General features: G+C 44.8%; 24 protein-coding genes. 14 read left to right on the top strand and 10 right to left on the bottom strand.

From position 1 onward, the window contains the following. The first annotated feature begins 47 nt into the window (after positions 1 to 47). Positions 48 to 488, top strand: coding sequence for a terminus macrodomain insulation protein YfbV (yfbV, locus tag B8880_RS09420; RefSeq protein WP_084257360.1), 441 nt, complete (start codon positions 48 to 50; stop codon positions 486 to 488). Here the strand turns inward: yfbV and B8880_RS09415 are convergent. Further along, the gene (locus B8880_RS09415; RefSeq protein ID WP_084257359.1) at positions 483 to 935 is read right to left on the bottom strand and encodes a flavin reductase; all 453 of its coding nucleotides are present in this window, start codon (positions 933 to 935) and stop codon (positions 483 to 485) included. The genes yfbV and B8880_RS09415 overlap by 6 nt on opposite strands. 238 nt (positions 936 to 1,173) lie before the next feature. On the opposite strand from B8880_RS09415, the gene B8880_RS09405 reads away from it, so the two are divergent. The 4 genes from B8880_RS09405 (at position 1,174) to B8880_RS09390 (ending at position 5,149) form a co-directional block, all read left to right on the top strand. Beyond that, positions 1,174 to 1,659 (top strand): CvpA family protein, encoded by a 486-nt coding sequence (locus tag B8880_RS09405; protein ID WP_084257357.1) that lies wholly within the window; start codon positions 1,174 to 1,176, stop codon positions 1,657 to 1,659. A gap of 34 nt (positions 1,660 to 1,693) precedes the next feature. Next, positions 1,694 to 3,208: an amidophosphoribosyltransferase gene (gene purF, locus B8880_RS09400; protein ID WP_084257356.1), complete on the top strand. Its 1,515-nt coding sequence runs from the start codon at positions 1,694 to 1,696 to the stop codon at positions 3,206 to 3,208. Then, positions 3,205 to 3,792, top strand: coding sequence for a UbiX family flavin prenyltransferase (locus tag B8880_RS09395; protein WP_084257355.1), 588 nt, complete (start codon positions 3,205 to 3,207; stop codon positions 3,790 to 3,792). The genes purF and B8880_RS09395 overlap by 4 nt, the downstream gene beginning before the upstream one ends. Before the next feature lie 133 nt (positions 3,793 to 3,925). Then, a complete protein-coding gene (locus B8880_RS09390) occupies positions 3,926 to 5,149 on the top strand; it encodes an ATP-binding protein (RefSeq protein WP_084257354.1) in 1,224 nt (407 codons plus the stop codon). Here B8880_RS09390 and moeB read toward each other — a convergent pair. Together moeB and moeA are read right to left on the bottom strand one after the other, a co-directional pair. Continuing rightward, a complete protein-coding gene (moeB, locus tag B8880_RS09385; protein WP_084257353.1) occupies positions 5,146 to 5,868 on the bottom strand; it encodes a molybdopterin-synthase adenylyltransferase MoeB in 723 nt (240 codons plus the stop codon). The two genes, B8880_RS09390 and moeB, sit on opposite strands and share 4 nt — an antisense overlap. A gap of 13 nt (positions 5,869 to 5,881) precedes the next feature. Beyond that, complete coding sequence (gene moeA / locus B8880_RS09380; protein ID WP_084257352.1) at positions 5,882 to 7,114, bottom strand: molybdopterin molybdotransferase MoeA; 1,233 nt, start codon at positions 7,112 to 7,114, stop codon at positions 5,882 to 5,884. A gap of 116 nt (positions 7,115 to 7,230) precedes the next feature. Here moeA and folE point away from each other — a divergent pair, with 116 nt between their 5' ends. Next, a complete protein-coding gene (gene folE, locus B8880_RS09375; RefSeq protein ID WP_084257351.1) occupies positions 7,231 to 7,887 on the top strand; it encodes a GTP cyclohydrolase I FolE in 657 nt (218 codons plus the stop codon). 28 nt (positions 7,888 to 7,915) lie between these two features. On the opposite strand, the gene B8880_RS14665 is transcribed toward folE, so the two are convergent. Then, positions 7,916 to 8,080, bottom strand: coding sequence for a DUF559 domain-containing protein (locus B8880_RS14665; RefSeq protein WP_244165629.1), 165 nt, complete (start codon positions 8,078 to 8,080; stop codon positions 7,916 to 7,918). Positions 8,081 to 9,138: 1,058 nt separating this feature from the next. Between B8880_RS14665 and ftnA (B8880_RS09360) the strand changes: the two genes are divergently transcribed. Together ftnA (B8880_RS09360) and ftnA (B8880_RS09355) are read left to right on the top strand one after the other, a co-directional pair. After that, positions 9,139 to 9,624 (top strand): non-heme ferritin, encoded by a 486-nt coding sequence (gene ftnA, locus B8880_RS09360; protein WP_084257348.1) that lies wholly within the window; start codon positions 9,139 to 9,141, stop codon positions 9,622 to 9,624. Between the two features lie 24 nt (positions 9,625 to 9,648). Next, the gene (ftnA, locus tag B8880_RS09355; RefSeq protein WP_084257347.1) at positions 9,649 to 10,170 is read left to right on the top strand and encodes a non-heme ferritin; all 522 of its coding nucleotides are present in this window, start codon (positions 9,649 to 9,651) and stop codon (positions 10,168 to 10,170) included. Between the two features lie 50 nt (positions 10,171 to 10,220). On the opposite strand, the gene B8880_RS14515 is transcribed toward ftnA (B8880_RS09355), so the two are convergent. Then, on the bottom strand, positions 10,221 to 10,373 hold the full coding sequence (locus B8880_RS14515) for a hypothetical protein (protein WP_167370576.1): 153 nt from the start codon (positions 10,371 to 10,373) through the stop codon (positions 10,221 to 10,223). Between the two features lie 96 nt (positions 10,374 to 10,469). On the opposite strand from B8880_RS14515, the gene B8880_RS09350 reads away from it, so the two are divergent. The 3 genes from B8880_RS09350 (at position 10,470) to B8880_RS09340 (ending at position 12,993) form a co-directional block, all read left to right on the top strand. Further along, positions 10,470 to 11,225: an FNR family transcription factor gene (locus tag B8880_RS09350; RefSeq protein ID WP_084257346.1), complete on the top strand. Its 756-nt coding sequence runs from the start codon at positions 10,470 to 10,472 to the stop codon at positions 11,223 to 11,225. Between the two features lie 89 nt (positions 11,226 to 11,314). Continuing rightward, a complete protein-coding gene (gene uspE, locus B8880_RS09345) occupies positions 11,315 to 12,277 on the top strand; it encodes a universal stress protein UspE (protein ID WP_084257345.1) in 963 nt (320 codons plus the stop codon). A 245-nt stretch (positions 12,278 to 12,522) separates the two neighbouring features. Then, positions 12,523 to 12,993 (top strand): Dps family protein, encoded by a 471-nt coding sequence (locus B8880_RS09340; RefSeq protein ID WP_084257344.1) that lies wholly within the window; start codon positions 12,523 to 12,525, stop codon positions 12,991 to 12,993. 66 nt (positions 12,994 to 13,059) lie between these two features. Here B8880_RS09340 and B8880_RS09335 read toward each other — a convergent pair whose 3' ends face one another. The 5 genes from B8880_RS09335 to B8880_RS09315 all read right to left on the bottom strand — a co-directional run bounded on the left by B8880_RS09335 (position 13,060) and on the right by B8880_RS09315 (position 18,563). Then, positions 13,060 to 13,485, bottom strand: a complete 426-nt coding sequence (locus tag B8880_RS09335; RefSeq protein WP_084257343.1) for a universal stress protein — start codon at positions 13,483 to 13,485, stop codon at positions 13,060 to 13,062. A gap of 14 nt (positions 13,486 to 13,499) precedes the next feature. Continuing rightward, positions 13,500 to 16,148 (bottom strand): TRAP transporter permease, encoded by a 2,649-nt coding sequence (locus B8880_RS09330; protein WP_084257342.1) that lies wholly within the window; start codon positions 16,146 to 16,148, stop codon positions 13,500 to 13,502. Positions 16,149 to 16,236: 88 nt separating this feature from the next. Continuing rightward, a complete protein-coding gene (locus B8880_RS09325; protein WP_084257341.1) occupies positions 16,237 to 17,196 on the bottom strand; it encodes a TAXI family TRAP transporter solute-binding subunit in 960 nt (319 codons plus the stop codon). Positions 17,197 to 17,401: 205 nt separating this feature from the next. After that, a complete protein-coding gene (truC, locus tag B8880_RS09320) occupies positions 17,402 to 18,253 on the bottom strand; it encodes a tRNA pseudouridine(65) synthase TruC (protein WP_260337744.1) in 852 nt (283 codons plus the stop codon). Further along, positions 18,243 to 18,563, bottom strand: coding sequence for a YqcC family protein (locus B8880_RS09315; RefSeq protein ID WP_084257340.1), 321 nt, complete (start codon positions 18,561 to 18,563; stop codon positions 18,243 to 18,245). The genes truC and B8880_RS09315 overlap by 11 nt, the downstream gene beginning before the upstream one ends. Before the next feature lie 119 nt (positions 18,564 to 18,682). On the opposite strand from B8880_RS09315, the gene B8880_RS09310 reads away from it, so the two are divergent. Genes B8880_RS09310 through ppnN form a run of 3 tightly spaced genes read left to right on the top strand, consistent with a single transcriptional unit; the run spans position 18,683 to position 21,748 of the window. Further along, the gene (locus B8880_RS09310; protein WP_084257339.1) at positions 18,683 to 19,498 is read left to right on the top strand and encodes a Zn-ribbon-containing protein; all 816 of its coding nucleotides are present in this window, start codon (positions 18,683 to 18,685) and stop codon (positions 19,496 to 19,498) included. After that, positions 19,495 to 20,355, top strand: a complete 861-nt coding sequence (queF, locus tag B8880_RS09305) for an NADPH-dependent 7-cyano-7-deazaguanine reductase QueF (protein WP_084257338.1) — start codon at positions 19,495 to 19,497, stop codon at positions 20,353 to 20,355. The genes B8880_RS09310 and queF overlap by 4 nt, the downstream gene beginning before the upstream one ends. Before the next feature lie 31 nt (positions 20,356 to 20,386). Beyond that, positions 20,387 to 21,748, top strand: a complete 1,362-nt coding sequence (ppnN, locus tag B8880_RS09300) for a nucleotide 5'-monophosphate nucleosidase PpnN (RefSeq protein ID WP_084257337.1) — start codon at positions 20,387 to 20,389, stop codon at positions 21,746 to 21,748. Positions 21,749 to 21,785: the final 37 nt, after the last annotated feature.

Raw genomic sequence — 21,785 nt, 5'->3', positions numbered from 1 at the left:
GCAAAACATAATTTTTATACGGATAATCAGGCAACGGCAGAGAAAAAATGGATTTTTTAATGATATTTAAACAAGGGCAAACCTATCTGGACACTTGGCCGCAACAGGCGAAATTAGGCATGATTTTTCCGGAAAACCGGATTATCCGCAGTGTCCGCTTTGCACAAAAAGCGATGCCGGCAATTGCGGTGTTAGCGATAGTCTGGCAACAGTTGGCGTTGCCGGGCAATCAAATGGCGTTGGCAGCGGCAGTGCTGACCGCACTTTTCGCGTTGAGTTTTCCGTTGCAGGGATTATGGTGGTTGGGCAAGCGTTCGCGCCGACCGCTACCGGACATGTCGCAGCAGGCTTACCGTAAAATCGGCACACAGCTGCAAAAGCAGGCTGTTCCAATCCACTTGAGTGAGCATCCCACTTTTATGGATTTGGCGGTATTGCTGAAAAAAGCCGATCAACATTTATCAGCTGATTTCTGGGACGAACTATAGCGCCACCGCTTTAAAAGTGCGGTTGAAATAGAGCAGGGCTTCACCGGATTGAATGCGTACCGCATCAATTTCGACAAAAAAGACGCTGTGAGTGCCGACTTGATGATCAGCCACGATCCGACCTTGCAAATTTACCAGCGCGTCTTGCAGGTGCGGTACGCCGTTTTCCCCCTCTTGCCACATATCCCAAGCCAATCTTTCCGCCATTGTACTGTCTGCCAACGCAGCAAAATGCAGGGCTAAATCCTGTTGCTGCGCATTGAGGATATTCACCGTCACCTTGCCATTTTGTTTGATAATATCATGCACTTCGCTGCCTTGATTAATGCAGACCAAAAGCGTAGCAGGCGTATCCGTTACCGAGGTGACCGAAGAAACCGTGAGTCCGATCGTGCCGGCTGCACCGCCGGAGGTTAAAATGCTGACTGCCGAGGCCAAATGCGCCATGGCGTCACGGAAAAGGGCTTGTTCTATCAAAAGCAGAATCCTGTGTTAAAAAATTGTTTAAAAATTATAGCAAAGAATTATATTGAGTTCGAGTATCCCCGCGTGTTTATCGCGCAAGAAAGCGCTGGTTTGTCAGTTTTGTTCAAAAATTTTACTACGCAAGCGCAGGCTTTTTTTGTACAATGACACCCTTAATAGCAGTTACGGCTAATTTCCTGTTTTTTCCTAGAGTTGTTACATGATAGATTACATCATTATCGGCATTATTATTTTTTCCTTAATTGTCAGCCTGTTACGCGGTTTTGTGAGAGAAGTGATGTCGTTGGTCAGCTGGGTTGCCGCTTTTTTCATCGCCAGTCGCTTTTATCCTTATCTTGCCGGTATGCTGACGCAGATCGAATCGGAGAATATCCGTATCGGTGTTGCCGTCGCCATTCTATTTATTTGTAGTTTGATTGTCGGCGCCATCGTTAATTACATTATCGGACAATTGGTTGATAAAACCGGTTTGACCGGCACGGATCGCGTATTGGGCGCTTGTTTCGGCGTATTGCGCGGCGTGCTGATTGTTGCCGCTTTACTGTTTTGTGTCGATACCTTTACCAATTTTGACCAATCGGAAATGTGGAAAAACTCAAAACTGATACCGCACTTTGGTTTTGTGGTAGAATGGTTTTTCCATCAATTACAGCAAAATTCTTCATTTTTAACACCCAAGTTTTAACCGCTAATTTATTAACCCTGAGGACAAGACAACGATGTGTGGAATCATTGGAATTATTGGGCAGACCCCTGTTAATCAGGCAATTTACGACGGTTTGACCGTGTTGCAGCACCGTGGACAAGATGCCGCAGGGATTGTGACGATTGACGATGAAAACCGTTTCCGCCTGCGCAAGGCGAACGGTTTGGTCAGCGATACTTTCCAGCAAATTCACATGTTGCGGTTGCAGGGAAATTCGGGCATCGGCCATGTGCGTTATCCAACCGCCGGCAGTTCCAGCGTTTCCGAAGCGCAACCGTTTTATGTCAACTCGCCCTACGGTTTAACCCTTGTCCATAACGGCAACCTGACCAATTCCGATGAACTCAAACAAAAACTTTTCACTTTAGCCCGCCGCCACGTTAACACCAATTCCGATTCCGAAGCCTTATTAAATATTCTTGCCTATCATCTCGATCAAAGCGAAGAGATCAATCTGCAAGCTGCGGATATTTTTACCGCGATTAAAAAAACGCACGCCGACATCAGCGGTGCTTACGCTTGTGTGGCGATGATTATCGGATTCGGCATGGTCGCCTTTCGCGATCCGTACGGCATTCGTCCGCTGGTGTTGGGCAAACGCGTGCTGGACAACGGTTTTGTCGAATATGGGTTTGCTTCTGAGAGCGTGGCGCTAGATACCATCGGCTTTGAATTTGTACGCGATTTAAAGCCGGGGGAAGCGATTTATGTCGATTTCAGCGGGAACTTTTATTCCGAACAGTGCGCGGCCAGCCCGGATTTGTGCCCGTGTATTTTTGAATATGTCTATTTTGCCCGCCCGGATTCTTGTATTGACGGCGTGTCGGTGTATGCGGCACGGGTGCATATGGGCGAGCGGCTAGGTAAAAAAATCGCACGCGAATGGAAAGATTTGGATATTGATGTCGTTATTCCGATTCCGGAAACGTCAAACGATATTGCCTTGCGCATCGCCCATGAACTGGGCGTACCGTATCGCCAAGGCTATGTAAAAAACCGCTATGTCGGCCGAACCTTTATTATGCCGGGGCAGGAGCAGCGTAAAAATTCGGTGCGGCGCAAACTGAATACCATTTCTTCCGAATTCAAAGGGAAAAATGTGTTGTTAGTAGACGATTCGATTGTACGCGGTACTACATCGGAACAAATTGTGGAAATGGCACGCCATGCCGGCGCGAAAAAAGTCTATTTTGCCTCCGCCGCGCCGGAAATCCGTTATCCGAACGTGTACGGGATTGATATGCCGACTGCCGACGAGTTAATCGCCTATGGCCGCAGTGTGGAACAAATCGCCGAATTGATCGGCGTTGATCGCTTGATTTTTCAGGATTTGAACGATTTAACCGAATCGGTAAGACAAGAAAATCCGTCGATCCGACATTTCGACGCCTCGGTATTTACCGGCGAATACATTACCGGCGATATATCCAAAGCCTATTTGGATAATATTGCTTTCGCCCGTAACGACAAGGCTAAGCAAGATCAGTCAAAAGACGCAACCAATCTGGAAATGCACAACGAAAGATGATCGCCGAGTCGAAAAAAAAGCGCTTAATCGTTGCCATCAGCGGTGCTTCCGGCGCTATTTATGGCATTCGTTTATTGCAAGTGTTGCAACAAACGGAAATTGAGACCCACTTGATTATCAGCAATGCTGCGCGCCAAACCATTGCCATGGAAACGGATTACAGCATTGCGCAAGTGCGGTCGCTGGCGAGCGTTAATTATGATATTCGCGATATCGGTGCTGCGATTTCCTCCGGTTCATACCGCACTTTGGGTATGGCGGTTGTACCGTGCTCGATCAAAACGTTGTCGGCAATCGCCCATTGTTACAGTGACGACTTGATCAGCCGCGCCGCAGATGTTTGCTTGAAAGAGCGCAAACCGCTGCATCTCTGCGTACGCGAAACGCCGCTACATTTAGGGCATTTGCGCCTGATGACCCAAGCTGCGGAAATCGGCGCGCAGATTACGCCGCTAATGCCGGCTTTTTACCACCAGCCGCAAACCCTCGACGACCTGATTAACCAAAGCATCAACCGTCTGTTAGATCAGTTTGCAATCGAACTGCCACAGGATTTATTCCAACGTTGGGGCAGTGCAACTTAAGCTGCATAGCGTTAAAATCAAGTTTAATTTACGATGGCATCTTAAATTAAACTTGATTTTTATCTAATAAGCGCCTATTTTTAAGGTTAATTTAAGATACCATCGTAAAATAAACTTAAAAATGGGTTCTGTTATGTATTTTTATCGGCATTTGCAAACGCTATTATCTAAGCTAATCGTACAATTTCCTGCTATCTTGGTTACCGGTCCGCGCCAAGTGGGGAAATCTACCTTATTGCAGCATATTGGTGAGGAATATCGTTATATTACGTTTGATAATCCTACTTCACTTGATTTGGCACAAAACGAACCAACATTGTTCTTCCTAAATTATGACGGTAAGCTGATTTTAGATGAAGTGCAGTATGCGCCGGAGCTATTTTCATCACTCAAATGGGAGATCGATAAACGTCAAGAAAACGGAGTCTTTTTGCTTTCCGGCTCACAAGCCTTTCAACTGATGCAAAATATCAGTGAAACCCTTGCAGGGCGGATTGCAATTTTAAAATTACAAGGTTTTTCTTTACGCGAAATTCATCAGATCGATTTCAACCGCACTTTTATTCCTAATCAAACCTATTTACATGATCGAGAAAAGCAGTTACATGCTTATCCATCGGTTTGGCAAACTATTCATAAAGGGTATATGCCTCGGTTATATCAACAAGAAACCGAGTGGGAAATTTATTATTCATCATATGTCGCCACTTATATTGAACGTGATGTACAGCAATTAACCAATGTTGGCAATCGTGGGGATTTCATGCGTTTTATGGTTGCCATTGCGGCGCGTAGCGGCGAATTGTTGAACTACAGTAATGTAGCACAAGATGTCGGGGTGTCCATCGATACGGTAAAACGCTGGCTGACGATTTTGCAAACTTCCGGCATTGTTTATTTGCTGCAGCCTTACAGTCATAATCATCTGAAGCGCGCGATAAAAACGCCGAAAGTGTTTATGTTGGATACCGGTTTAATGGCATGGTTGACCAAGTGGCTGACCGTAGAGGCTTTACAAAACGGGGCGAAAAGCGGACAGTTTTTCGAGACTTTTGTGGTAAGTGAAATTATTAAATCTTTTTATAATCAAGGAACTATAGAGCCGCTGTTATATTATTACCGAGATACCAACCAGAAAGAGATTGATTTGATTATTGCCGACGGACAAACGCTCTATCCGGTTGAGATTAAAAGTACTGCGTCACCGAATAAGCGAATGGCGAAAAATATTGAATTATTCAGAAATTACTTCGCCAATAGTGAAATCACGGTTGCTCATGGAACGATTATTAATCAATATCCGGAAAAATTGTGGCTATCAACCGATTTAGTGGCAGTACCGATTAATTATATTTAACTCGGCAATGTAATCTCCCGCACCGCCATATTTAAGCCGTCGATCATCAATAGACGTCCGCACAGGTTTTTACCGATATTCAACCGCACTTTGATCGCTTCCAATGCCTGAATTGAGCCGACGATACCAACGATAGGGGCGAGGACACCGGCTTCAACACAGCTGAGCGTGCTATCGCCGAAAAGTTGGCTCAACGTGCGGTAGGTCGGGGTATTCGGTTGATAAGTAAACACCGAAACCTGTCCTTCCATACGGATTGCCGCGCCGGAAACCAATGGAATTTGTGCTTTTTCACAGCAGCGATCCAGCAAATTGCGAATTTCAACGTTATCGGTGCAGTCTAATACTACGTCCGCGCGAGTGACAACGTCACTTAATTCGGTTTCATTTAACTTGTTACCAATGGTTTCAATCTGAATATGAGGATTCAATTTCTGCAACGAGAGTTGCGCTGACCGCACTTTGGGCATATCCAAACGGCTGTCGTCATGCAACACTTGTCGCTGCAGATTTGACAACGAAACCGTATCAAAATCCAACAAGGTTAAATGTCCGACACCGGCGGTTGCCAAATATTGCGCTGCGGCACAGCCCAAACCGCCCAAGCCGACAATCAGCATTTTGCTGGCTTTCAGTTTTTCCTGTCCGTCAAAATCGACGGACTTAAGAATAATTTGACGGTTATAACGCAACTCTTCCTGATAACTTAATTCTGCCATAATATTTTATCGCTTAATTTAATACCGACAGATCAAACGGTTCGATGGTTACCGTTTCACCAACGGCGACATTGCCACGCTCCTGTTCCAATACGATAAAACAGTTGCTGGCAACAAATGAGCTGAACATATGCGAACCTTGAAATCCTACAGACCGCACTTCCGCTTGGCCCTCGGCATTGACGCGATAAAAACCACGTTGAAAATCGAGCCGTCCGGGTGCTTTTTTCAGCGGAGTTGTTGCCATGGCCGTTAATTGAACCGGTTTTTGCCACTCACGATAACCACTCAATGTGGCAATGACCGGTTGCACTAATTGGTAAAACGTCACTAATGCCGACACCGGATTACCCGGCAAACCACAGAACCAGGCATGTTGCAGTTTGCCAAAGGCAAACGGTTTGCCCGGTTTAATCGCCAATTTCCAAAAATTGATTTGCCCTAACTTTTCCAATACGCTTTTAGTGAAATCCGCTTCGCCGACAGATACGCCGCCACTGGTGATCAGCAAATCGGCTTCTTGCTGCGCTTGGGTAAATTTCTGCTCAAACAGGGTAGGATCATCGGGCAAAATGCCATAATCCAAAATTTCACAGTTCCATTTTTCCAGCATCAGTTTAACGGCAAAGCGGTTGGTATCATAAATTTGTCCGGTTTTTAACGGGGCGCCAACTGCGACCAATTCGTCGCCGGTGGAGATCAACGCCACTTTTAACCGTTTAAACACCCGTACTTTTTCAATACCCAGCGAAGCAAGCAGTGGCAATGAAAGTGCGGTCAGCTTTGCCCCTTGTTTCAGCACAATTTCGCCGATTTTGACATCTTCACCGATACGACGGATATTTTGTCCCGCTTTGGCATCAGCGTTGAACCGCACTTTGCCGTCAGCGTCAATTTCCGCCTGTTCTTGCATAATCACCGCATCGCAACCGTTGGGAATCATCGCGCCGGTCATGATTCGAACCGCACTTTTCGCTTGCCATTCGCCGAGAAAAGGAGCGCCGGCAAAACTTTTGCCGACGACAGACAACGCGTGATGATCTTGTAACTCTGCCAGTCGCACCGCATAACCGTCCATCGCCGAATTATCAAAGCCGGGAACATTAATCGGCGAGCGGATATCTTCGGCACAAATTCGGTTTTGTGCTTGATCCAGCGAAATAATTTCCGTTTGGGTTTCGGAAGGAGGGGAAAGTGCGCCAAGCATGTTTTCCAGCGCTTGAGAAAGTGTCAGTAGTTTATTCATTTGTGCCGTCCTTATACAATAAGGCATTATTTTAACGTAATTCCGCATGATAATTTAATTAATTTTTGCGTGTTTTTTTGCTAGAATGGCAAACTTGATTTTAACTGGAGTAATAAATGAGTAACATTTCTGTTGAAGCTGCCAAAGTGAGAGATGCTTTGATCGCGAAAGGCATTGAAACCCCGATGAAGAGCGTCGGCTTAAGTCTGGAGCATCGTCGCAAAGAAATTGAAAAACATATGCGTGAAGTTTTGCAGCTTATCGGGCTGGATTTAACTGACGACAGCATTGAAGAAACTCCGGTTAGAATGGCGAAGATGTACCTTGATGAAATTTTCACCGGTATGGATTATGCCAATTTCCCGAAAATCACCAATATCCGCAATCGCATGAAAGTCAGCGAGATGGTGCTGGTGAATGACGTCACGCTAACCAGCACTTGCGAACACCATTTCGTTACCATCGACGGCAAAGTGTCGGTAGCATATTACCCGAAGGATTGGGTGATCGGGTTATCAAAAATCAATAGGGTAGTTGCTTTTCTGGCACAACGTCCGCAAGTGCAGGAACGTTTGACAGAGCAGGTGTTGACCGCACTTCAAACCATTCTGCAAACCGATGATGTCGCGGTTTATGTTAAAGCCACCCATTTTTGCGTAAAATGCCGAGGCATTAAAGATACAAATAGTTACACCGTCACATCAGCTTTCGGCGGCGTATTCCTTGAAGACCGCGAAACCCGTAAAGAGTTTTTGAGTCTAATCAGCAAATAAACATTGTAACGGATTGAAAGATGGACTTTTATTGTCCATCTTGAATAATTCTGCTGCGGATATTCTCTTGCGTTAAATTTTTCAATTCGCTTACGTCAAAACGTATGGTTTTGATACCGGATGTTAGAAAAAAATCATCTCTGTCCCGATCGCTTTGCCGTTTGTTGTGGTGACTGGCGCCGTCCAGCTCCACGATATAACGCGTATCCAAATTTTCATCACAAATTAAAAAATCCACCCGTTTTGGTTAATCCGCCAAAACAGACGTTGCTGAGAATGCAAAAAGGTTTGTTTAGGCGTGACAATACAAGAGAAGGGAACTTGCACAAAAATATGCCATGCCGGAAATGCCAATCGTAATTTATAGAACAGCTGTTTTTCCGTTTTGTTTAAAACGGTCGTTTTACGGTAGAGATTGCCGCTAGGCAAATAACGTACGTTTTTTTGTTTTAAGCGGATAAGAATCGCCGCAATGGTCAAAATGACGATTAAAAAAATGAACAACGGCTTCAGTTGTACCAACTGAGATTTTATTATTGCAATCCAATCAATATTCATCACGGCAATAGTATTCGGTAAACATTATGCAAAAATAGCATATTTACTTAAGCATAACAATCAAACCTTGCAAGTTAATAACTGAAAAATATCTGCGTGACAACGTATGGAATCCTATGATTTTATCAGGTTAGCACGTTAAACGTGATGTGTGCATAAGTCTGTGATTTATTTAACTCGTAGCGGTCACTAACCGCATAACTCATTTCGCATAATGTATATTATGTTAAATATAATAAAAATATAAGTCACTTTTATGTCACGTTGATGTTATATTGAATACTACCCTGTGCGTTATGGCGTGATGAATGAGTTTTCTGGTTTTCAGCAAGAGATGAATAAGAAAAATGGCTCAGGATTCGATAGCATTTGGCGGTATGTATTTAGGTCGCAATGTTTTATTCAAATAACGTAATATCTTGGCAAATGCCCGCTTCTTTCTTTTTATTTTCCGCTTTGGATTGTCAGAGAATCATTATTTATCTCAGTTGGTTTGAGGATTTTTTTGGACGGCTAAAACAAAATGATAACAGTTGTTATTTCTTTATATATTAATAAGTTAGCATTATGCCACTATCTTTTTTATTTGCTTTGCAGTATCATATGTAAGGTTCTTGCTATTAAACTATATAGGTTTGATAGTTTTATTTAAACACTGATTCAAAAATGAACACTTTTTAAAAGGACATCAATATGTTAGATAAAAAAGTTATCAATAAGCTGAACGAACAGATTAATTTGGAATTCTACTCTTCCAATCTCTACCTACAGATGAGCGCATGGTGTTCGCAGAAAGGATTTGAAGGCGCCGCTCAATTTTTGTTAAAACACGCCGATGAAGAAATGCAGCATATGCAAAAACTGTTCCAATATTTGAACGATACCGGAATTATGCCGGTGTTGGGCGAGTTGGAAGCACCAAAGGCAGACTATGCTTCATTAAGAGAAGTTTTCGAATTGACGCTAGAACATGAAAAACTGATCACCAAGAAAATCAATAAACTGGTGGAAGTGACCTTTGAATGCGGTGATCAATCCAGTTTTAACTTCCTGCAATGGTATGTGGCTGAACAGCATGAAGAAGAAAAGCTGTTTAACAGCATTTTAGACAAATTCAAATTGCTAGGCGATTCCGGTTTATCCCTGTATTTTCTGGATAAAGAATTGGCAACCTTGTAAGCATTAAACCGCGGAGATTACGTTATGTTATCGAAAAAAATTATCAATGATCTGAATGCCCAATTAAACCTTGAATTTTTCTCATCTAACTTGTACCTGCAAATGAGCGCATGGTGTGAGAAAAAAGGGTTTCCGGGAGCAGCCCAGTTTCTGTTGGCACATGCCGATGAAGAAATGCAGCATATGCGTCGCTTGTTCACCTATCTGACCGAAACCGGCGCTTTGGCGCTGATTGGTAAAATTGAAGCACCTCAGCATGAATTCGAATCATTAAAAGAAGTGTTTGAGTTGACTTACCAACATGAAAAATTAGTAACATCAAAAATCAACGAATTGGTTGATACCACCTTCCAGGAAAAAGACTTCTCCTCTTTCAATTTCCTGCAATGGTATGTTGCGGAACAGCATGAAGAGGAAAAATTGTTCAGCGGTATTTTGGATAAATTCAATCTGGTCGGCACCGACGGTCGCGGTTTATACCACATTGACGGGGATTTGGCGGCCTTGGCTGCGACAACGGTAGCTGCTGAAAGCGGCAACAACTAAAAATACTACGCTTGGAATAAACCGAAGCCCAGCGCACAAACGCTGGGCTTTTAGTTTGTCCGGCTGCTCTCGCTTGTGCTTGATAATTCTGTCGTGGCCGGCGCTTGATAACAATAAGTGCGGTATAGAAACGCGCCGATCAAAATCGCCATCGCAATGAGGAGTTGAATTAATCGTTTTTTGGTTAATTTTTCTGCTGCCATTTTACTTACCTGTCATTTTAATACTTCTTATATAGATTGAATAATGCTAGAATTATTGAGGTAGATCAATTTTTTTCTTAATAAGGTGTAATAAAAATGACCTCAACAAATATTTCTGCTGTACGAGTTCAATCCGGTGGTTGCGCCATTCATTGTCAGGAATGCAGTATCAGTACGTTGTGTATTCCGTTCACGTTGAATAATCAGGAACTGGATCAACTGGATAATATTATTGAGCGAAAAAAACCGATTCAGAAATCCCAAATTATGTTTAAGGCTGGCGATCCGTTGCGTTCGTTATATGCGATTCGTTCCGGTACGATCAAAACCTACACTATCAGCGAAACCGGTGATGAGCAAATCACCTCTTTCCACTTGCCCGGCGATCTGGTTGGATTTGATGCGATCACCGATATGCGTCACCCAAGCTTTGCCCAAGCGCTGGAAACGGCGATGGTGTGCGAAATTCCATTTGATATTCTCGATGATTTAGCCGGAAAAATGCCAAAACTAAGACAGCAAATCATGCGTTTGATGAGCAGCGAAATTAAAAGTGATCAAGCCATGATTTTGTTATTATCCAAAATGAACGCGGAAGAACGCTTGGCGGCCTTTATCAATAATTTGTCACAACGCTACTCTGCACGCGGTTTTTCCTCTAAAGAGTTTGGTTTGACCATGACGCGCGGCGATATTGCCAACTACTTGGGCTTAACAGTTGAAACTATCAGCCGTTTGCTAGGTCGTTTTAAAAAGAACGGTATTCTTTCGGTACAAGGGAAATTTATTACCATCACCGATATTGAGAAATTGCGTACCTTGGCCGATGCGACCAAATGTAAAAGCGTTTAATTAAAAAATTATCTAATACAGTTGTCGTTTAACGAAATATCCTCTATTCTATTTGGTGTTCTCCCATTTTGAATTTGGAGGTTATTTCTATGCGTTTCAACAATATTCTCGTTGTTATCGACCCGATGCTGGAAACCCAGCCCAGTCTTTTGCGTGCGTTACATTTGGCCAAACAGCTGAAAAAAGCGGATACCCAAGCCAAACTAACACTGTTTTTATCACTCTATGATTTCTCTTTTGAGATGAGCGCCATGCTCTCCGCCGAAGAACGGGAAAGCATGCATGAAGGCATTATCAACCAGAAAAAAATATGGCTGGAGGAGCTGATCCAAGAGACCATTCCGGCGGATTCAGGCATTGACGTTGATACCGCTGTGGTATGGAAAAGCCGTGATTACGAAGCGATTATCGAACAGGTCGAGCTTAAAAAACATGATTTGGTGGTGAAAGTCGCTAAGCCGGCGGAAGGTTTGGATGCGCTGATTTTTACGCCGACGGACTGGCAACTATTACGCAAATGCCCTTGCCCGATTTTGATTGTCAAAGAACATGAATGGCAGCCGGAAGGTCGTATTTTGGTTGCGGTCAATGTGGCAGACGACGAAGATTATCATGACATTTTGAATAAAAAACTGGTCAATGCCAGTTTGGATTTAGCCAATGTCTTGGCGGCAGGCAATATTCACTTGGTCACGGCGTACCCTACAACACCGGTCAATATGGCAATTGATTTGCCGGAGTTTAACCCGAACGCCTACACCGACAGCATTCGCGGTCAACACTTGATTAATATGAAAGCGCTGCGTCAACACTACGGTATCAACGAAGATCATACGCATGTCGAAGAAGGTTTGCCGGAAGAAGTGATACCGCAAGTTGCGGAAAAAATCAAAGCGGAATTGGTGGTTTTGGGCACGATTGGCCGCACCGGTTTATCCGCCGCATTTTTGGGCAATACGGCGGAACACGTTATTGGCCGCTTGAATTGCGATGTATTGGCCATCAGACCCGATTCCGATGAATTGGAACAGATGAACAGCAGCCAAGATTAGACAAATTTCCCTTTTTCTTAGTTTATCTCGGTTTAAAAGCTTCCGTCCGGAGGCTTTTTTCATGGGAGTTGACCGCACTTTTCGCCTTTTTTGATTGGCAATTAATATCAATAACCGAAATAATATTAGGATTAACCTATCAATTCTATCCATAATTGTGATTGGCGGCAAAACGCATTAACACCTATACTTAATGTGTGAATACGTTATCGCTTATTTTTTATTATTAATTATGGAGAAAGATTATGACAACAAATATCGGATTAGATGTGGGAAAGTCACAAACCCTCGCCGAAAAATTAAACGTTTTACTGGCAAATTATCAAGTTTTCTACATGAATGTGCGTGGTTATCACTGGAATATTACCGGACCTAACTTTTTTGAACTGCATGCTAAATTCGAAGAAATTTACAATGATTTGGTCATCAAGGTTGATGAAATCGCCGAACGGATTTTAACATTAGGTCAACGTCCGTTGCACTCTTTCCAAGACTATTTGGCAATTTCGCAAATTAAATCGCATACTAATGCCGTTACGGATAAAGAAACGCTGCAAGGCACATTGGATGGTTTTAAAGCATTGCTGGTTCTACAACGTGATATTCTGTTTTTAGCCGGTGAAGCCGACGATGAAGGCACGGCTTCACAAATGAGTGACTATATCAAAGAACAGGAAAAACTGATTTGGATGCTGAATGCGGCATCGGCACGATAATTTCTCACTTGCCACAAAAAACGGCACTGAATGAAAATCTCAGTGCCGTTTTGTTTCGCGCTCAAATCAACGCAGAATCAAAATCGGTTTTCGACTATACCGCGCCACTTTGACGGTGTTAGAGCTTAACCCTTCTTTATTGTCATCTTTCGATGCCATCATAATAATCAAATCCACGTTTTTTTCTTCCGCTACCCGATTCACTTCTTCATAAATCGTGCCGTAAGCGACAATATGCTGCACTTTGCTCTCTTTGGGAAATACGTTTTGCGTAAACTCATGCAGCTTTTTATTCGCTTCCGCCAACACGTCTTTATCGAAATTGGTCGGTAAAAAAGATGACACAATACTGTTGCTCGGCGCTGAAACAATGCCGGCAACCCGATACACCGTATCAGGGTTATTCTTAGTCATCTCAAGTGCGGTTTCCGCCAGTTTTTTGGCTAGCGGAATATAGCCAAGGTCAATCACGATTAAAATATTTTTAAACATAACATAAACTCCATTCAGGATAATGCTTTACGGCGTCGGATTTGACTAAACGCCAGACCGGATAACAAGACTAAAGCAGGAAGAAACATCCACTCTTTCGGAATGGTATTGTGACGCGGTAACGCAACCTGTAGGATAGTTTGATCCCAACTTAAACCGGCTTTTTCCGCTTCGGAATCCATGCGGGCGTCATCAATCAGAATTTTATTGCTCATTTCACCATTTATTTCAATCTGTTCGCCGGTATCCAGCAAGGTCAAACCAAGATTCTGAATCCGCTCTTCCCCACTTTCGCCTTGCGGCACTTTTAATTGCGAATAGAACTCTACCGGAGAGCCATATTGGTTAATGCCAGCCACTTTTAAGGTCAGGGTTTCGCCCACCGGCGCGTATGCAATTTCTTCAACCATATGAACCGGTTCGATATAACGCTCGGTTGGCGAAATATAGTTCATGAAAAAACCCGGGCGGAACAACATGAAGGAAATCAATAGCAATAGCAAGACTTCCCACCATTTGGTATGGTCAAAGAAATAGCGCATCGTCGCGGCGGTAAAGGCCAATATGGCAATGGTGGCGACAATAAAGACCATGATTCCTTTTGCCAATCCGACATCAATCAACAATAAATCGGTATTGAAAATAAACAGGAACGGTAAAAGTGCGGTACGCAAGCTGTAACCGAATGCAACCAGACCGGTTTTGATCGGATTGCCGCCGGATACGGCTGCCGCTGCAAAGGAGGCAAGCCCGACCGGCGGTGTCACATCCGCCATAATCCCGAAATAGAAAACGAATAAATGCACTGCAATCAATGGCACAATCAAGCCGTTTTGTCGTCCGACTTCCACAATCACGGTTGCCATCAATGAAGACACCACAATATAGTTTGCCGTTGTCGGTAATCCCATGCCCAGAATCAAGCTGAATATTGCCACTAAAATCAACATCAACAGGATATTACCCATCGATAAAAATTCGATGATACTGGAAAGCTGCACGCCGAAACCGGTTAATGCCACTACCCCGACGATGATTCCGGCGGTTGAGGTGGCTATCCCGATGCCGATCATATTGCGCGCGCCGCTTTCCAGTCCGGTGACCAAATCGTTAAATCCGTGCTTGGTCGCCGTCCAAATCTCCCCTTGTTTACGATAGAAATTCAGAATCGGGCGTTGTGTCAGCAGAATAAAACACAGCGCCAAACTGCCCCAAAAAGCAGATAAGCCCGGAGACATTCTTTCGATCATCAAACACCAAATCAAAATTACCACCGGCAGCAAGAAGTGTAATCCTGCGTTAACGGTAGGCTTAACCGACGGCAATTTCACCACCGGCGAATTCGGATCATCAATTTCCAAATCACTGAAGTTGGAAACGCGTTTCAGCAGCAATAAATAAATTACCCCGATAATCGCCGAGACGATAGCCAGCGAGTGATCAGGCGAAATATCCTTAATCCATGATAAGCCGTAGTGGATAGCAAAATACAGCAGGCAAATGGTAATAAAGCTGCCTAATGCGCTCAACAGGCTAATCACCCAAGGTTTTGCCGCATCTGCTCTTTCCAAGCCTTGCAGATTCATCTTAGAGGCTTCCAAATGGACGATATAAACCAATGCGATATACGAAATAACGGCAGGTAAAAATGCGTGCGTGATTAACTGGTTATACGGCATATTGACATATTCGATCATCAAAAACGCCGCCGCGCCCATCACCGGCGGCATAATTTGTCCGTTGACTGACGAAGCCACTTCCACTGCGCCGGCTTTTTCCGCCGAAAATCCGACCCGTTTCATCATTGGAATAGTGAAAGTGCCGGTCGTCACCACATTGGCAATCGACGAACCGGAGATCAAACCGGTCAAACCGGAAGCCACTACAGCGGCTTTTGCCGGTCCGCCACGGAAATGTCCCAAATAGGCAAAGGCAGTTTTGATGAAATAGTTACCGGCACCGGCTTTATCCAATAATGCTCCGAAGAGTACAAACAAGAACACATATTTGGTGGAAACCCCTAATGCGACACCGAATACCCCTTCGGTGGTGATCCATTGCTGATTGATGATGTGTGACAAACTGCCGGTCCGATGGCTGATAATCCAGTTGGACGGAAAATATTGCCCGAAATAGTTATACAACAAAAATACCGAAGCAATAATCACCAACGGCAAACCCAAGCTACGGCGAGTCGCTTCCAACAGCAGTAAAATACCGATGATCCCGACCACGATATCTTGTGTGTTCGGCGCACCGAAACGAGTAACCAATTCACTATAAAAAAACAGGTAATACGAGGCGCAAAATGTGGCGACGATGGCAAAAATCCAATCATGTAGCGGCACACGGTGAATCGGTGATGATTTAAATGCCGGATAAGAGAGGTAGGCCAAAAACAGGGAAAACGATAAGTGAATGGAACGGGCTTTCGTGTCATCAAAAACCACATTGATTGAGCCTAAACCAATTGAACGTAACGCTTCCTGAAAAACGAAAGGCAACGGGGAAGCATAATAAATTTGAAATAACGACCAAAGAATTGCGACCCCAAAAATCAATTTTTTTGTAAAACCATAGGGATTGCGACCACCTGAGTCGTTCGCAGCCACCATGTCTTGCAAATCATCTTGGTCAAAGGTTTTATGGGTTTTGTCTAACATAGTCCTTTTCCCTATTAAGTTATAGTTTTAAACGGCAAAGGCAGGATAATTCCTGCCTTAAATGAGAATAAAGTGCGGTCGGACGGAATTACATCCAGCCTCGCTCTTTGTAGTAACGCACCGCGCCGTCGTGTAACGGAGCCGATAGTGCATTTTTGATCATTTCATCTTCTTTCAAGTTGGCAAATGCCGGATGCAAACGTTTGAAACGGTCAAAGTTATCAAATACTGCTTTAACGACCGCATAAACCTGATCGTCACTGACATCGGCAGACGTGACCAGAGTGGCATAAACCCCGAACGTATTGGTCGGATTATCCGAACCGGCATATAGCCCGCCCGGAATCACGGCTTTTGCATAATAGCTGTGATCGGCAATCAATTTGTCAATCGCTTCGCCTTCAACCGGTACTAAATGCGCCGCACAAGATGCCGCCGCTTCTTTCAACGCACCGTTCGGGTGTCCGACGTTGTAGGTGATCGCGTCCAGATTGTTATCACACATCACGGAAGCCATTTCCGCCGGTTTCAACTCGGAAGCCACACGGAATGCGGAAGTATCCCAGCCTTTCGCTGCCAAAATCACATTCATGGTGGCGCGCGTACCGGAGCCCGGATCGCCGACGTTGACACGTTTGCCTTTCAAGTCATCGAAAGAATTGATAGCGGAATCGTCACGCGCCATCACGGTGAACGGTTCTGGGTGAATCGAGAAAACCGCTCTTAATTTATCGTTTTTCTTGCCTTCAAATGAACTGGTGCCGTTATAGGCATGATATTGCCAGTCTGACTGGGCAATCCCCATATCCAACTGCTTGCCGGCAATGGCATTCAGGTTGGCTACGGAAGCACCGGTGGAAGGAGCGTTACATTTAATTCCGCTTTTGGCGGAATCACGATTAACCAATTGGCAAATGGATTGACCCACGACATAATAAACACCGGTTTGCCCGCCGGTACCGATTGTGACGAACTGTTCGGCAGCGCTCACCGCGGCAGAAGATGCCATTAATCCGGCAACCAGAGATAATTTAAAAAGTTGTTTCATGTATAGCACTCCTTCTACATTGTAATCTATCAAACGATAGGTTTGATATGTGTACTCACTTTAAAGTGTACATCAATTAACATAGCATTAAGCCACCCGACATAGCGACTTGTCTGATAACATATACAAAGGTTATATAAATTGCAACTACAATTGCAAAACAGGCTTGGTCTTCCAATAGATTTGCTATTTATTTAGCCATAATCTAATAAAGATCATGATTATTAATTTTCCATTTAAAAATATTCAACATCCGCTGCCAATTTTCATCTACCCCCGCGCAAATGTTCACTTCCTGCCCCGTTATCGGGTGTGCAAAGCGGATTTGTTGCGCATGCAGCATCAAGCCGCAACAGCCTAACTGTCGGGTGAAAGTGCGGTTTTGGCGCAAATCGCCATAAGCGGAATCGCCGATAATCGGGTGGTGAAGGTGCTTCAGATGGCGGCGCAGCTGATGTTTGCGTCCGGTTTGCGGCGATAATCTCACCAAACTGTAACGGGTGGTCGGATAACGCCCTGCCGGATACGGCATTTCTATCTGCGCTAACGCTTGATAGTGCGTGACCGCACTTTGCGCCTCTTTCTCCTGTTGACTAAATTTGTCTGCGATTTTATCCAACCGCACTTTCAACGGGTAATCAATCGTACCGCTGCCGTCGAGAAAACCGCGCACCAGCGCCAAATACACTTTTTCAATCCGCTTGTGTTCAAATTGCTGACTTAAACGGCGCGCCGCCGCTTGGTTCAACGCCAATACCAAGACACCAGACGTCGGACGGTCTAAACGGTGAACGGTGTAAACGTGCTGCCCAATTTGATCGCGCAAGGTCTGCATTACGAAACGGGTTTCGTGCTTGTCCAACCAACTGCGGTGTACCAGCATACCGGCCGGTTTGTTGACGGCAATAATATCCTCGTCACGGTATAAAATCTCCAGAGTTAGCGGCATCTGCCGCTCGGTTTGCCGGTCGGTGTCAAAAAGTGTGGTCGTCTGATCAGCGCTCTCGCATTCCGTGCCATCGTAATTCATGTTATTGTTATACGGTTTATTGTTCATTGAGTAAGGTTTCGATTTCGGCTAACGGCTGCAATAACAGTTCCAGCTGATCGCATTCGGCCATTGCTTCCTCAAGATAAGGCGTGATGGCAATTTTGTCCGGCAAATTCGCGCCGCAATCCAAAAGTGCGGTCATGCGCGGAATAAAAATCCATTGCAGCCACTCGTGCGGTTGCAGCGTGTCCAAATGGAACGGCTGGCTGCTCTCCAACCGCACCGCTTCCGGCGGCAGGGCTTGCCATAATGCCAATCGCTGCAGATTGTTTTGCAACTGTTGCAAATGGCGGCGGACAACATCAAACTCTGTCATTTTTAATTCCTCGTAAAAAATAAGACGGCTATTGTAATCCAAACTCCATAAAAAAAGAGAGTAAAATCAGAGTTTATGCTACAATTTTAGCATATTTTTTTATATGGAAACCGGATAGGATGTATTTAGTCGAGGTCTTCTTCAATTACGATGCCAATCAGGCACAACAACAAAATTTGCAACAACAAGGTGCTGTCAATCTGATTAATCAAATTCTGGAACAGTGGCGTTATAACGGGCAAATCATCGGACGCGAATTTCCGATATTCTATGATGAGATTGAGAATAAGCGCGGTTTCACGGTAAAAGTGATTTCGCCGGCACAGCATTCGCTCATGCCTTATCATAACAACGAGAATGTCAATCATGCCTTAATCAAGGCAGCGGAATCCGGCATTTTTTTAGAGCAGATCGGTCTGGTCGCAGAAGATTTGAATTCCAATATCAGCCACCAAAACGAGCTGCCCTCTTGGCAAATTTTATATACCACCTATCTACACACCTGTTCGCCACTATTCAGCGGCGATCATTTCCTGCCGCTGCCGCTTTATCTGGAATTGCAACAGCATTCGGCACTGAGTATGGATTTGATTAAATGGCAGGAGAATTGGCAGGCTTGCGATCAGTTGCAAATGAACGGTGCGGTGTTGGAACAACAGGCATTGCAGCAAATTTCAACGACCGATAGCCCGTTATTCAAACACGGTTATCATCTGTGCAAAGAAATCAGTGAAGCCAGCCAAATTCCGACTTATTATTATCTTTATCATTTGGGCAGCCGCGATCACCAGCAGGAAAAACAGCGGAAATGTCCGCTGTGTAAACAGGATTGGTTGTTGGAAAAACCACTGTTTAATCTGTTTCACTTTAAATGTGATCACTGCCGTTTGGTTTCGAATCTTTCTTGGTATGACAACACAGGATCTCAAGCATGACAACTTATCAACACACCAGTTTGGATCAATTGACACTGGGCAAACACACCGATTATCGCAGCGAATATGATCCTTCCCTGCTGCAAGCCGTGCCGCGCAAGTTAAACCGTGATGCGTTAGGGATCAGCCAACGGCAACCGTTCAGCAGCGGCGCCGACATTTGGACGCTGTACGAACTCTCTTGGCTCAATCAAAACGGCTTGCCGCAAGTGGCGATTGCCGATGTGTATCTGGATTTTCGCAGCGTGAATTTAATCGAATCGAAAAGTTTCAAGCTCTACCTCAACAGCTTTAACCAGAGCCGTTTTAGCGATTGGCAAACGGTGGAAAGCACGCTGCAACGCGATTTGGCACACTGTGCCGACGGCGAGGTCAAAGTGCGGTTACACCGTTTGGACGATTATCGACATCAAACCATTGCGGCATTCGACGGCGACTGCATCGATCAACAAGATATTGAGATTACCGATTATGAATTTAATCCGGACTGGCTGCAACACTGCACTGCAACAGCGACAGGCAAAACGGCGGAATGCGTGCATGAAACCTTGGTCAGCCACCTGCTGAAATCCAACTGCCTGATCACCTCGCAACCGGATTGGGGCAGCGTGCAGATTGAATACCGCGGCGCTAAAATCAACCGTGAAGCGTTGCTGCGCTATTTGGTTTCGTTCCGTCAACATAACGAATTTCACGAACAGTGTGTCGAACGCATTTTTTGTGATTTAATGCACTACGCCAAGCCGGAAAAACTGAAAGTTTACGCCCGCTATACCCGACGCGGCGGATTGGATATCAATCCTTATCGGGCGAACTACCCGTTCGAAGCGGAAAATCAGCGGTTAGCACGTCAATAATAAATAAAAACCCCATAAAAAGGAGAAAAATATGAGTTCACATCTTGTGAATCCGAAAGGCAGCATGGATCAACTGTCACATCTGGAAGTGGAACTGTTAGAAAAAGGTGTTTCCGGCAACCTATACCAGCTTTACCGCAACTGTTCCTTGGCAGTCTTGAATTCCGGCGCCGTGACCGACGACAGCCGAATTTTACTGGGAATGTACAAAGATTTCGATATCGAATTGGTCGCCAAAGAACGCGGCGTTTCCCTGTTGCTGCACAATCCGCCGGAATCGGCGTTTGTCGATGAAAAAATCATTCGCAACATTCAATATCATTTGTTTGCCGTATTACGCGATATCCTTTTTGTTAATGTGATCACAAAACAAATTTCGCCACAGCAGGATTTGAATGCCAATCATATTACCAACTATATTTTTACCGTCTTGCGCAATGCTAAAGCCTTGATCGTGGGCGAATCGCCTTGTCTGACGGTCTGCTGGGGCGGTCACTCGATCAATGAAGTCGAATACCGTTATTGCCGTGCCGTCGGTTTGCAATTGGGATTGCGCGAACTGAATATTATCACCGGTTGCGGCCCGGGCGTCATGGAAGCGCCGATGAAAGGGGCGGCAATCGGACACGCCAATCAACGCTTTAAAAACAGCCGCTTTATCGGCATTACCGAACCGTCGATTATCGCTTCCGAACCGCCGAATCCGATTGTAAACGAGTTGATTATCATGCCGGATATTGAAAAACGGCTGGAAGCCTTCGTGCGCATGGGACATTGTATCATTATCTTCCCCGGTGGTCCGGGAACCTTTGAGGAGCTGCTCTATCTTATCGGTATCAAATTAAATCCGCAGAATAAAAACATTCAGCTACCGCTCTTTTTGACCGGTCCGAAAGAAAGCGAAGACTATTTCAAAACCGTGGATCGTTTTATCGGGGATATTTTCGGCGCCGAAGCGCAAGCGTTATACGAAATTATTATTGACGATCCGGAAACGGTCGCGCGCAAAGTCAGTGCGCAGATGAAGGAAGTCAAAAAAGCCCGACTGAAAAACAATGATTCTTACGGCTTTAACTGGAGTCTGAAAATCGAAGCCGACTTCCAGCAACCCTTCGAACCAAGCCATGAAAACATGAGCAATCTGGATCTGCATTTGGAACAAAGCAAAGAGAGTTTGGCGGCGAATTTACGGCGGGTATTTTCCGGGATCGTCGCCGGCAACATCAAACCGGATACGATTGAACAGGTTGAAAAAAGAGGGCCTTTCCAGCTGCACGGCGATCCGGTATTAATGGAAAAAATCGACCGTGTCCTGCAAGACTTTGTCGAACAACACCGGATGAAACTGCCGGGCGGCGATGCTTATCAGCCTTGCTATCGGATTATTAAATAGTGTTTACTCAATAACGTTCCAAAACCGCACTTTGGGT

The sequence above is a fragment of the Pasteurella testudinis DSM 23072 genome (assembly GCF_900176075.1).
Classification (GTDB): Bacteria; Pseudomonadota; Gammaproteobacteria; order Enterobacterales; family Pasteurellaceae; genus Chelonobacter; species Chelonobacter testudinis.
This window is presented reverse-complemented; position numbering and strand designations above follow the sequence as displayed.